The organism is Mycobacterium sp. RTGN5, assembly GCF_033804465.1.
Taxonomy (GTDB): Bacteria; Actinomycetota; Actinomycetes; order Mycobacteriales; family Mycobacteriaceae; genus Mycobacterium.
Genome location: NZ_JAPZLA010000001.1, coordinates 1,281,249 through 1,293,560, shown reverse-complemented (window position 1 = coordinate 1,293,560; position 12,312 = coordinate 1,281,249). Strand labels below are relative to the sequence as shown.

Annotated in this window: 10 protein-coding genes; 4 read left to right on the top strand and 6 right to left on the bottom strand. The window is 66.7% G+C overall.

Going from position 1 to position 12,312, the window contains the following annotated elements; genetic code table 11:
- Positions 1-7: 7 nt before the first annotated feature.
- Positions 8-1,039, bottom strand: coding sequence for an epoxyqueuosine reductase (locus SLQ31_RS06360; protein WP_319430623.1), 1,032 nt, complete (start codon positions 1,037-1,039; stop codon positions 8-10).
- Between the two features lie 172 nt (positions 1,040-1,211).
- On the opposite strand from SLQ31_RS06360, the gene SLQ31_RS06355 reads away from it, so the two are divergent.
- Together SLQ31_RS06355 and SLQ31_RS06350 are read left to right on the top strand one after the other, a co-directional pair.
- Complete coding sequence (locus SLQ31_RS06355) at positions 1,212-3,224, top strand: universal stress protein (RefSeq protein WP_319430622.1); 2,013 nt, start codon at positions 1,212-1,214, stop codon at positions 3,222-3,224.
- A gap of 41 nt (positions 3,225-3,265) precedes the next feature.
- Positions 3,266-3,871, top strand: a complete 606-nt coding sequence (locus tag SLQ31_RS06350) for an O-methyltransferase (protein WP_319432882.1) — start codon at positions 3,266-3,268, stop codon at positions 3,869-3,871.
- Between the two features lie 20 nt (positions 3,872-3,891).
- Here the strand turns inward: SLQ31_RS06350 and SLQ31_RS06345 are convergent, their stop codons facing one another.
- Together SLQ31_RS06345 and SLQ31_RS06340 are read right to left on the bottom strand one after the other, a co-directional pair.
- A complete protein-coding gene (locus tag SLQ31_RS06345; RefSeq protein ID WP_319430621.1) occupies positions 3,892-5,526 on the bottom strand; it encodes a fatty acyl-AMP ligase in 1,635 nt (544 codons plus the stop codon).
- Positions 5,527-5,851: 325 nt separating this feature from the next.
- Positions 5,852-6,802, bottom strand: a complete 951-nt coding sequence (locus tag SLQ31_RS06340; protein WP_319430620.1) for a 4-(cytidine 5'-diphospho)-2-C-methyl-D-erythritol kinase — start codon at positions 6,800-6,802, stop codon at positions 5,852-5,854.
- Between the two features lie 68 nt (positions 6,803-6,870).
- On the opposite strand from SLQ31_RS06340, the gene SLQ31_RS06335 reads away from it, so the two are divergent.
- Positions 6,871-7,686 (top strand): serine/threonine-protein kinase, encoded by an 816-nt coding sequence (locus SLQ31_RS06335; protein WP_319430619.1) that lies wholly within the window; start codon positions 6,871-6,873, stop codon positions 7,684-7,686.
- Here the strand turns inward: SLQ31_RS06335 and rsmA are convergent.
- From rsmA to SLQ31_RS06320, 3 genes are all read right to left on the bottom strand, one after another.
- Positions 7,674-8,588, bottom strand: coding sequence for a 16S rRNA (adenine(1518)-N(6)/adenine(1519)-N(6))-dimethyltransferase RsmA (gene rsmA, locus SLQ31_RS06330; protein WP_319430618.1), 915 nt, complete (start codon positions 8,586-8,588; stop codon positions 7,674-7,676). The genes SLQ31_RS06335 and rsmA overlap by 13 nt on opposite strands.
- Positions 8,585-9,706 (bottom strand): transglycosylase family protein, encoded by a 1,122-nt coding sequence (locus SLQ31_RS06325; RefSeq protein ID WP_319430617.1) that lies wholly within the window; start codon positions 9,704-9,706, stop codon positions 8,585-8,587. Before SLQ31_RS06325 ends, rsmA begins: the two co-directional genes overlap by 4 nt.
- A 128-nt stretch (positions 9,707-9,834) precedes the next feature.
- On the bottom strand, positions 9,835-10,671 hold the full coding sequence (locus SLQ31_RS06320) for a TatD family hydrolase (RefSeq protein ID WP_319430615.1): 837 nt from the start codon (positions 10,669-10,671) through the stop codon (positions 9,835-9,837).
- A 24-nt stretch (positions 10,672-10,695) separates the two neighbouring features.
- Here SLQ31_RS06320 and metG point away from each other — a divergent pair, with 24 nt between their 5' ends.
- Positions 10,696-12,282, top strand: a complete 1,587-nt coding sequence (gene metG, locus SLQ31_RS06315; protein ID WP_319430614.1) for a methionine--tRNA ligase — start codon at positions 10,696-10,698, stop codon at positions 12,280-12,282.
- Positions 12,283-12,312 lie beyond the last annotated feature (30 nt).

Below are 12,312 nucleotides of genomic sequence, written 5' to 3'. Positions count from 1 at the left end.
GGCCAGCCTACGCGCGACCCTTGACTCCACTGTCGACGACCTTGACCGGCTTGTGCGGGTAGCGACGTTCCGCATACTCCTTGGCTGCTGAATTCGGCAGTACGTAAAGGGTTTCGGGCTTCTCCTGCAGCGGTCGCAAGACGAGATCCATGAATCCCTTGCGATCCTCGAGGTACGGCTCGATGACATCCTCGCCGGCAGGACAGACCGCGAGGCAGTAGGCGGCCTTGTAGTTGGGCTTGAACGCGAGGCTCTGCCACATCGAGGCGTTCTCCGAATCAGTGACGCGGGAACGGAAGTCAGCGCCATCCTCGCTGTCGGCGACGGTCTGTACCCAATCGGTGAACCCGCCCATGAACTCCCGATAGTTGTGCACCGAGCAGGCAACGAAGTCGAATTCGCCGTCTTTCTTGATGGCTCCGACCGGGCAGGCCGCGACGCAGAGCTTGCATTCCAAACATGGCGAATAGTCCAGTGGGGCACCGTAACTGCTGACCGGCGTATCGACGAGAATGGTGGCCAGCAGGATGAAGTTGCCGAACTTCGGGTGGATGACGTTGCGGTGGATACCCATTACCCCTAACCCGGCGGCCACCGCGACGGGCTTGTGCGCGACCACCCAGATCCGGCCAGGGTACCGGTCCATCTCCATCGGAAAGGTGGCCGACGGGTTGAGCACGCGGTGACCGGCGTCCTGCAACGTGCGGGTGATCCGGTGGGCGGCCTCGTTGATCAGCTCGCCGGTCCGATGGAATTCCTGGTTGGCCACGCTGCGGGCGACCGACCGCACGTTGTCGCGGTTCATCCGCACGACCAGGCTGATGTAACTGCGGGTCCCCGGCAGTGCCGCCTCGGCGTGCTCGCGTTCACCGGCCAGCTCGGGATTGTCCACGCTGGCGAAGGCCACATCGTCGGCACCGGCCGCCAGACACAGCTCACGCAGCCAGTCGGCGTCGATCACCCGTGCCGGTTCCTGACGTTGACGGGCCCGCACGGCCTGCACGGTCGGGTGATCGGCCAATCGCGGCGGCAGGTTCATAGCTGAGTACGGTACACGATACTCAGCTATCCGTGACGGAGGACACCTCAGTGGGCGGAATATTGGTTACCTATGTAAAGTTGTTTGCGACCATGCTCTGTCTCCCCGCGCCCGCCCACCCGCACTCGAGCGCGCGTCTCGCCCCGGCGGCAGAAACCGGGAGACGGCACTGATGCGCCAAGGCCCGCTGGCAGGACGTTACCCAGCGGTGGCCGCTATGGTCACCCTCGCGCTGATCCCCTACCTCGCGCTGTCGGCCGCACTCGATCCGCTGGTGCCGATCATCTCTGAGCAGCTGCATATGACGACTCAGGCGATGGCCCTGAGCTCGGGGCTTGGCAACGCGGCCTATGCCGTCGGCACGGTGCTCGCCGTGCAATTCGCCCAGCACCTCCCCCAGCGCCGCATGCTGGTCGGGTACGCGGTGGTGCTCGTCGTCGGATCGGTGATCGCGGCCGCCGCGCCCAATGCGACGGCGTTCATCGTCGGCCACGTCCTCCAGGGCCTGGCAACCAGCATGCTGTTGATCGCCGCAGCGCCGCCGCTCACGATCGGATTCCCCCGGGACAAGCTCCGCAATACCGCGGTGATCATGAACATGTGCGTGTTCGGGGCCGTCGCCCTCGGGCCGTTTGTCGGCGGAGTGCAGGCCTCGGCGCACGCCTGGCGGCCGCTGTTCTGGATCGTCGCGGTAATCGCCCTGCTGGCACTGATTCTGGCGACCCTGACATTCGACGATGCGCCACCCGCCGATCGCGACGCCCCATGGGATCTGGCCGCGATCGCGCTGGCCGCCGTTGGCTGTACGGCCGCCTTCGTGGGCGCCGCGCAGCTGACGACTCATGAGTTTTCCGACCTGGCGGTGACCGGACCGATGTTCGGCGGTCTGGCCCTGATCGTGACGCTGATCGTCTACCAGTTCCGGGCGCGCCGGCCGCTGCTGACCGTCCGCACGATGATGACGAGCGCGATCCCGGTCGCGGGCGTGGGTGTCGCGCTGTTCGCCGCGGCGGCCTCGGTGGCGGCGACCGTATTGACCGCGTCGGTCTTCATGCAACACTTCAGCCCGGTCGAGGTCGGCCTGCTGTACTTGCCCGAGTTGGGCGGCGCGCTGGTCATGGCCGTGGTGTTCGGCTTCGTGATTTCCCGACGCGCCATGCACTACCTGCCACTGGTCGGCATGGTCCTGCTGGCGGCCGGTATCGCTGTGTTCAGGGCGTCGCTTCCCGCGAATGTGCCGCTGGCACTTCTCGGTTCCGCGCTGACGGGTCTGGCGTTGGGTGCCACGGTCGCACCCGCGTTGTTCGTCGCCGGGTTCTCCCTGCAATCCAACAGCCTGCAGCGGGTTTTCGCGATCATCGAACTGCTGCGTGCGGTCGCGGCGTTCATGGTCGCCCCGATCTTCGCCCATCTGGCGACGCGATACTCGGGCGATCTCCTCGAAGGGACCGGTGTCGCACTCTGGGTCGGGTTCGGGCTCGCTATCGGTGGCGCGGTGTTCGGCGTCGCGGTGTACGCGCTGAGCGGGGCACGGCCGCAGACCCCGGATCTCGACGAGTTCCTCGACGGCGACTCCCCCGCTTGGTATTCGCCGCCGCTGCTGGCACGCCTGCGCGGCCTCACGGCACCGGCTCCGGTCGCCGCGGCAGGCCGCGCAGTGCGGACGCCGCATCGTCATCCGGTCACCTCGATCGGGCCCGCGCTATTCGCCTACGACGGTTCGCAACTGGCAGACCATGCGATAACGAAAGCCGCTGAACAACTTTCGCCTCGCAGCGCCGTCGTGGTCTGTGTCTGGCAGCCCGTCGAGGTCGGCTTCACGCCACTGGATGGCGAGCCATTCGACGCGGACCGGGCCAGCCAGGTACGACTGGCCGCCGAGCGGACAGCCGCCCACGGCGCGGCATTGGCAGACGAGGCAGGGTTCGCCTCGTGCAGTCTGGCGATCGAGGCATCACCAACCTGGAAGGGCATCGTCGAAACCGCAGACGAGCACGGGGCCAGCGTGATCGTGCTCGGCCCGCACCGCCGCAACGGGCTGCTCGGTCACCTCCAGGGCAGCGTCGCCGCGGCCGTCGTGGCCCACACCGCCACTCCGGTCCTGCTGATTCCAGAACCGTCGGGCGGGTGCGCGAGCCAGAGACCGCCGTCCCGCAACGACGCCAAGGTACCGTCGGGGGCGTGAATACCCTGCGCGATCCGAAGGTGGCGTCGGTCATCGACCGCATGTACACCGAAGCAAGCGAACAGATGGCACAGCTCCACGAGCGCGGCGCCCAATTGATCAAGGCGACCACCGCGCAGGAGCGCGCCGATGCGTTCAGCGACTTCTACCTGCCGGTGACCCCGGAGTCCGGGCAGTTGCTGTACACGCTGGTCCGCGCGACCCGGCCCACATTGGTCGTGGAGTTCGGAATGTCGTTGGGGCTCTCGGCAATTCATCTGGCCAGTGCCGTCCGCGACAACGGCGTCGGACGAGTCGTGACCACCGAACTCAGTGCGGCCAAGGTCGTCGCCGCCAAGGCCAGCTTCGCCGAGGTCGGCCTCGACGACGTGATCACCGTGCTGGAGGGTGACGCGCTGCAGACGCTTGCCGGCATCGCGGAGCCGGTGAACTTCGTCCTGCTCGACGGCTGGAAGGACCTCTACGTCCCGGTCATCGCGCTGTTGGAGCCGAAGCTGAGCCCTGGCGCACTCGTCATCGCCGACAACACCGGCCTAGCGGACGCCAAGCCCTACGTCGACTACATCCGCGACCCGGCGAATGGCTATGTGGGCGTGAGCTTCCCGGTCCGCAACTCTGACGCGATGGAGATCAGCTGCCGGGCCTGACCCCAGGTCGATAATCCAGCCTAGGTGACCAGTGCCACCGAGTTGGCGCGACGCAGCTTGCCCGACGGGGTCTTCGGGATGGTGCCCGGCCCGAGAACCACGACATTGCGCGGCCGCACATCGACCTCGGCAACCACCTCGTGGGCCACCTCATGCTCGATGCGGCGCACGGCGGCGGGATCCTGCCAGGCATTGGATTCGACGGCCACCGCGAACGTCTCGCGGGAGTGGCCGGCGTCGAGCCGCACCGCGACCGCACACCCGGGGCGCACCCCTTCCACGCGACTGGCGGCCCGCTCGATGTCGGTCGGGTAGATATTGCGGCCGGCCATGATGATGACGTCCTTGACCCGGCCGCACACCACGACGTGGCCGTTCTCCAGCAGGTAGCCGAGGTCACCGGTGTCGTACCAGCCGCGCTCATCCTGGGCGGGCACGAAGCCGCCCATCGTGATGTAGCCCGGGGTCAGCGATTCACCGCGCAGCTCGATGATGCCCACGCCACGCGCCGGCAATACGTTGCCGTCCTCGTCGACGATGCGCGCCTCGAGGTCGGTCAGCAGCGGACCCAGCGTGGCCAGACGGCGGGTGTTGCCCTTGGCGGCGGGCACGGCGCGACGCAATGCGGCCAGCAGGTCGGCGTCGACCTCGTCGACCACCAGTCCGGCGTCGCATTCGGAGAAGGACACCGCCAACGTGGTCTCGGCCATGCCGTAGGCAGGCAGGATCGCCGATTTCCGCAGCCCGAAGGGCTTGCCGGCATCCAGCAGGTCCTCGACGTCGGCAGGCTCGACCGGCTCAGCACCGGACAGGGCGAACCTCAGGGTGGACAGGTCGAAGTCGCCGGGCTTGGCCTGGCGGCGCAGCCGCTTGGCGAACAGCGCGTACGCGAAGTTCGGCGCCGCGGTCATGGTGCCCTTGTACTTGTCGATGAGCTTGGCCCACAGCAGCGTGTCGCGCAGGAAGTCCATCGGGGTGACCTTGACCAGCTCGGCACCGAAGTACATCGGGATGGTGAGGAAGCCGACCATGCCCATGTCATGGAAGCAGGGCAGCCAGCTGACCATGACGTCGTTGTCGATGTCGTACTTGGCGCCGATGAACATCGCCTCGGCGTTGGAGTGGATGTTGCGGTGGGTGATGATCACGGCCTTGGGCGATCCGGTCGACCCGGACGTCAGCTGCATCAGCGCGACATCGTCTTCGGAGGTCTCAACCGGCTCGATGGGCTCGGCGGCCAGCAGCGCCTCGACCGTGAGCACCTTGACGCCGGCCTCCTCGAGCACGGGCACGGCGATCAGGAACGGGTCGGAGACGATGACGGCCTTGGCCTCGATCATGTCGATGACCATGGCGGTGTCCTTGGCCCACTGCTCCAGGTCGGTCCGCGGGGTGGGCTGGTGCAGCATCGTCAGGCTGGCGCCACGCATCCACAGCGCCTGGGCGGTCGGCGCGATCTCCACCGGAGCACCGGCCAGGACGCCCACTGCATCGCTGGGGCCGATTCCCGCGGCAGCCAGGCCACCCGCGATGCGACGTGCACGTTCGTGCACCTCCCACCAGGTGTGGCGCACCGGCTCGACCGGTTCCCCGGTGACCATGCCCTTTTTACTGACCATGGCACTGTGGAACATCTTGTCGGTGAAACGGCTCACGACGACCTCCTCGGCATCTGGAGCTGGCTGATCAGCGACGTTGAATTCATGCTCCACCTGCCGCAACGCACTGCATAGGAGGCACGCCAGTACGACTGGGGAGCGGTTCGGTCTCGAAATGGTGATGCTGCGGAACAAACAGCGGTCCCGCCCGGCCACCGCCCGCCCCGGATCGGGGTGGGCGACTCGCACGTAAGGAGTGCCAGGCCGCTAGTCATCACCGTCGATCATCTTAAACTCCCCTTAAGTTACTGCCAAGTTTTCGACGGGAATGAGAAGCGCGTCACAGTTTGGGCCAGCCCGCGGAGGGGCACCGACCCGGGAATCAGGCTTGGCTGGACACGATGCGGGCCCCGTGGACCGGACCACTGGCCACTCGCACGGTGCGACAGACGTCGGCGCCGGCCAATTCGGTACCGACGTCCACTGCCGCGGCCGCTGATTCGCATAAAAACGCGCACGTCGGGCCGGACCCCGACACGATGCCGGCCAGCGCACCCGCCTCGGCGCCGGCCCGCAGGGTCCGTCGCAGACCCGGGTTGAGGCTCAACGCGGCCGCCTGAAGATCGTTGCCCAGCAGCGCGGCCAGCTCTCGGGGATTCCCGCCGGCCAGCGCACCCAGGAGCGGCTCGGGGTCGCTCAGCCGGGGCGGGTCCCCGGTCTCCCGCAACCGGTCGATCTCGCTGTACACCGCGGCCGTCGACAATCCGTCCCGACCGAACGCCAGCACCCAGTGAAACGTGCTGCGCGCCAAGACCGTCGCCAGCTCCTCGCCGCGACCGGTACCCAGCGCCGTACCGCCGTGCAGCGCGAAAGGGACATCGCTGCCCAGCTGTGCGGCCAGTCCGTGCAGATCGCGGCGCGGCACGCCCAGCTCCCACAAGTTGTTCATGGCGACCAGGACGGCCGCGGCGTCGGCGCTGCCGCCGGCCATCCCGCCGGCCACCGGAATCGACTTCTCGATGGTGATCTCGACATCGGGTGCACGCCCGACATGCTCAGCCATCAGCTCGGCCGCCTGCCAGGCGATATTGCGCTCATCGGTGGGCAGGTCGTCGGCACCCTCCCCCACCACGCGCAGGGACAGGATGTCGGCGTTGCGCACGGTGACCTCGTCGACCAGCGACACGGCGTGAAAGACAGTGGCGAGTTCGTGATAGCCGTCGGCGCGGCGGTCACCGACCTCCAGGTACAGGTTCACCTTGCCCGGCACGCGTACCGTCACCGACCCGGTCGGCACCCATTCGGACGCGGTGGAGCCGTTGGACGGGGGCACCGGACGAGACTAGCGCGCCGCGCGCGATTCCCCGGTTGTCGCCGACCCGCGACTCTAGGGTTCGAAGCGTGGTGCATCCCGGGCAGTCGTTCGCGGGCTATGTGGTGGAAAACGTGCTGGGCCACGGCGGCGAGGCGACCGTCTACCTCGCCCGCGGCGCGGACCAGACGCATCCGCTCGTCGCATTGAAGGTGCTCAACGAGCAAGACCGCGATCCCGCCGGCACCGCCCGACTGGCCAGGGAGTTCCGGATCGCAAATCGTCTGCGGCACCGCCACATCGTGGCCGTCTACGACCACGGTCAGCACTGGATGACCATGCAGTACATCGACGGCGGCAACGCGACCCGGCTGGCCTCACTGGAGGCGAAGCTCTCCGCACTCGGCCAGATCGCCGCCGCACTCGACCACGCCCACCACGACGGTGTCGTCCACAGTGACGTCAAGCCTGCGAATATCCTTGTGCATCAAGATTTTTCGCAATACGGTGCGGTGCTGATCGACTTCGGTGTCGCCCATGTGCTCGCCGAGGATGTCTGGCATCGCCCCGCCCAAGTGATGGCGTCGCTGCCCTATGCCGCTCCCGAGCTCTTGGCGGGCCGCCTGCCCCAGGCTGCGACCGATGAGTACGCGCTCGCGTGCACGGCACTGGAATTGCTCACCGGCGCACCGCCATTCACCGCTGACAATGAATTGGCTCTCGTCGATGCACACCTGCACCTGCCGCCACCGGAGACGTCACGACACATCCCGTGGCTGACACGGTCATTCGACGTGATTCTGGCCAGAGCCATCGCCAAAGACCCAGACCGGAGATATCCGTCATGCACCGAATTGGTGCATCACATCGCCGAGGTAGTGCGCCGCAGCGCTCAGAACACCTGAGCAGGCCGCGACGGGCCTTCCGAGGATTCGGTCGCGCCGGGGAAGTCGACAGAGCGCTGTAACAGCCGGACGAAGTCGGCCACCGTCAGCGTCTCCCCACGACGGGCGGGGTCGATGCTGGCGGCGAGCAGACGCTCGGCGGACTCGTTACCCGTACCGGCCCATTCCAGGAACGCGTTGCGGGCGGTCTTGCGACGCTGCGCGAAGGCGATGTCGACCAACTCGAACACCTTCTCGCGGAAGCCGTCTTCCTCCGGCCACGGCGAGGTCTCGTGACGGTCGATGCGCACCAGACCCGAGTAGACCCGCGGGATGGGCCAGAACACCGTCGGCGAGACCATGCCGTAGCGGCGGACCTTGCCGAAGAAGCGCACCTTGACGCTGGGCACTCCGTAGTCCTTGCCACCGGGTTCAGCCGCCAGCCGCTCGGCCACCTCGGCCTGGACCATCACCATCACGGTCCGGATCGACGGGAACTCGGCCAGCAGATGCAGCAGTGCGGGCACGGCGATGTTGTACGGCAGGTTGGCCACCACGGCGGTGGGCTGCTCGGTCAGATCGGACCGTTCGATGCCAAGGATGTCCCGGTTCAGCACGGTCAGCCGATGGATCTCGCTGTGCGAGTGCTCAGCAACCGTCTTGGGGAGCCGTTGGGCCAGCACCGGATCGATCTCGATAGCGCTCACGGTGGCACCACGGTCTAGCAACGCCAGCGTCAGCGAGCCGAGGCCGGGCCCGACTTCCAGGACGTGGTCGTGCTTGTTGATGCCAGACGCCGAGACAATGCGACGCACAGTATTTGCGTCGTGCACGAAATTCTGACCCAAAGATTTTCGCGGCCTGAAGTCGAGCTCTTTAGCCAGATTTCTGATCTCGGTGCGCCCGAGAAGACGAATTGTCACGATGCACCCCTACCACACACGGGCCACGCTCCCCAGCCTTGTCGCGAACGCGTAACTTCAGCAATTGCGATTTGTTCTTCTCTTGTTGCCTGATCGGCACGGCCAGCATAGCGCAGACCGCCGTTTCTTTCCCAGGTATTTTGATCAAATTGCACGCCGCCGTAGTAACCGTTGCCGGTATTGATCGCCCAGTTCCCGCCCGCTTCGCACCTGGAAATGGCATCCCAAATGGGTCCATTCAGCACTTGAGGCACCTCAGTGCCAGGCTTGGCGCCGACCCGAAGAACCGAGTCGCGGGCCGGGAGAACGACGGTATTGGCAACGGGCAGCCGTCCGGTTTCCACACCGTTGACCGTCGCGACAGCAAAAGTCACGTCCTGTACGCCGGGCGTTCCTGGATCTTGAACGACCTGGCGACTCATGTTCATGGTCGGATCCTCGATCCGCTGGGCCACCGGCGCCAGCGGCATCTGCTGGGTGACCTTCTCGACGCGCGTCCGGGTCACCTGGATCTGCATTCCGGCGATGATCGGGGAGGACGCTGCGGGCACGACCGAGTCGGCCTGCTCCAGCGGCACGCCGGCGACGGTGAGCAAGCCGGCCACGTTCGGGGCGGCCAGGTGGACCGTGCTCACCACGCCGCCGTCGTTGATCTGCACTGTTTTGGCGCTGACGACCGGGAGAGCCATGCCCTCGAGCGGCAATCGACTGCCGCGTGAGGCTGCGGCCGGCGCGGTATCGGTCATGCGCAGCTGAGCAAGGGCTTCGTCGACGGTCGACGCAGTGGTCCACACCTGCTTGGAGTCCTGGCCGTCCAGCGAGATCTGCAGCGGGCGGCTGCGCCGCAGCACGATCGTCTGGGCATCGTTCACCGACTGGTTCGCGCCCGGGAAGAGATCGTCACGGTCGCCGACGGAGTAGCCGTTCTCCTCGATCACGTCGATCACCCGCGACTTCATCGTGCTGACCTTCAGCTGGGTGCCATCGATGTTCAGCATCACGGTCTTCTCGGAGATCACCGCGAACACCCCGGCACCGGCCAGCGTCAACAGCACTGCGGCGATGACGAGACGAAGGATCGGTGACGGCGACTGGTGGAGCTTGGTCAACGCATTCAAGTGTTCGATCCCGCCTCAGTACTAAGCAATAAACGAAAGAAAGGGGCCTATCGGCCCCCTTTGATCACAAGACGGTAACGAACCAGACCGGACCGGAGCAACTCGGGCCCGAGGCTCTCAGCAGACCCTTAGAGACCGTAGACCCGCCGAGCGGTCGCCGATGACTGCTCTGCCAGCAACTCTGCCGGCCGGTCCACGACTTCGGCCAGCGCACGCACGGTGTACGGCAGGCAATAGGGCTCGTTCGGCGCCCCGCGGTAGGGATGCGGCGTCAGAAATGGGGCGTCGGTCTCCACCAGGAGTTGATCCGGCGGAATCAGAGTCGCCGCTTCCCGCAGGTCACGGGCGTTCTTGAAGCTGACCGTGCCGGAAAGGCTCAGCACCCAGCCCGCATCGACGCAGGTGCGTGCCATCTCCGGGCCCGAAGAGAAGCAGTGAAAGATGACCGTCTCCGGGGCGCTCTCGGCGCGCAACACGTCGAGAACCTCGGCGTCGGCGTCGCGGTTGTGGATCATCAGCGGTTTGCCGGTGCGCTTGGCGAGGTCGATGTGCCAGGCGAACGATTCCCGCTGAACCGACGGGTCGGCGCACCCGTCGAGCTTGCCCGGCCAGTACAGATCCATGCCGGTCTCCCCGACTGCCACCACCCGCTCGTGCGCGGCCAGCCGTTCCAACTCGGCGCGGGCGTCGTCGGTGAGTGCGTCGGCACGAGTCGGGTGCAGTGCGACCGCGGCGTAGACCCGCGGGTCCCAGGTGGCCGCCTCGGCAGCCCAGCGGGCGGCGTCCAGGTCGTCGGCGATGGTCACCGCCGCCACCACCCCGGCGGCCTGCGCGCGGTCGAGGATCGCACGGACGTCGTCGGCGTCGCGGGCCCCGCACGCATCCAGGTGCGTATGAGCATCGATCAACGGCGTCAACGGCTCTGGCAGCGGCGGTGGCTCACGTCTCTTTGTCTGCGAGCTCACGCCCACACCTTAGGGTGAACCCCAATGACAGATTCATTCCCCGGCGCGGGGGCGCGCACCCCAGGCCCCCCGTACTACCTCACCACCGCGATCGCGTATCCCAACGGTGCGCCGCACATCGGGCACGCGTACGAGTACATCGCGACCGACGCGATCGCCCGCTTCAAGCGCCTCGACGGCTTCGACGTGCGCTACCTGACCGGGACCGACGAGCACGGGCTGAAGATGGCGCAGACCGCCGCCGCGGAGGGCATTGCCACCCCCGAGCTGGCGCGGCGCAACTCCGATGCGTTCCAGGCGATGCAGGAGAAGCTCGGGGCATCGTTCGACCGCTTCATCCGGACCACCGACGCCGACCACATCGAGGCGTCGATCGCGATCTGGAAGCGGATGGACGCCGCAGGCGACATCTACCTCGACTCGTACTCGGGCTGGTACTCGGTGCGTGACGAACGCTTCTATACCGAGGACGAGCTGGAGACGCGCGCCGACGGCAACAAGTACTCCGTCGAGACCGGCACGCCCGTGACGTGGACCGAGGAGCAGACCTATTTCTTCCGGCTATCGGCGTACGCCGAGCGGCTACTGGCCCACTACGACGCCCACCCCGAATTCATCGCGCCCGACGTGCGCCGCAACGAGGTCCTCAGCTTCGTCTCCGGCGGCCTGCGCGACCTGTCGATCTCGCGCACCACGTTCGACTGGGGTGTGCCCGTGCCGGACCATCCCGATCACGTCATGTACGTGTGGGTCGATGCGCTGACCAACTACCTCACCGGCGCCGGCTTCCCCGACACCGACTCCGAGTCGTTCCGCAAGTACTGGCCGGCCGATCTGCACATGATCGGCAAGGACATCATCCGGTTCCACACCGTGTACTGGCCCGCGTTCCTGATGTCGGCGGGAATCGAGCTGCCGCGACGGGTTTTCGTCCACGGTTTCCTGCTCAACAGCGGCGAGAAGATGAGCAAGTCGGTGGGCAATGTCGTCGATCCCTTCGCGCTCATCGATGCGTTCGGGCTCGACCAGGTGCGCTATTTCCTGCTGCGCGAGGTGCCGTTCGGGCAGGACGGCAGCTATAACGAGGACGCCATCATCGGCCGGATCAACGCCGACCTCGCCAACGAGTTCGGCAACCTGGCGCAGCGCTCGCTGTCGATGGTGAACAAGAACCTCGATGCCCAGGTGCCAGAACCAGGCGAGTTCACCGACGCTGACCGCGAGCTCCTCGCGCTCGCCGACGAGCTGTTGCCCAGGGTGCGTGCGTATTTCGATGTGCCCGCCATGCATCTCGCTCTGGAGGCGATCTGGGCCATGCTCAGCGCCGCCAACCGGTACTTCTCCGCGCAGGAGCCATGGGTGTTGCGCAAGTCCGAGGCGGCGGCCGACCAAGACCGGTTCCGCACGGTGTTGTACGTGACGCTGGAGGTGGTGCGGATCGCGGCGCTGTTGGTGCAACCGGTGATGCCGACCTCGTCGGGAACCCTGCTCGACCTACTGGGTCAGTCCGAGTCTGCGCGTGACTTCGGCGCTGTCGCGGTGCGCATCGCGCCCGGCACCCCGCTGCCGGCGCCGGCCGGGGTCTTCCCGCGGTACCAGGTCGCCGAGTGAGCTGCGTCACGTAGCGTCACATTCACGCCA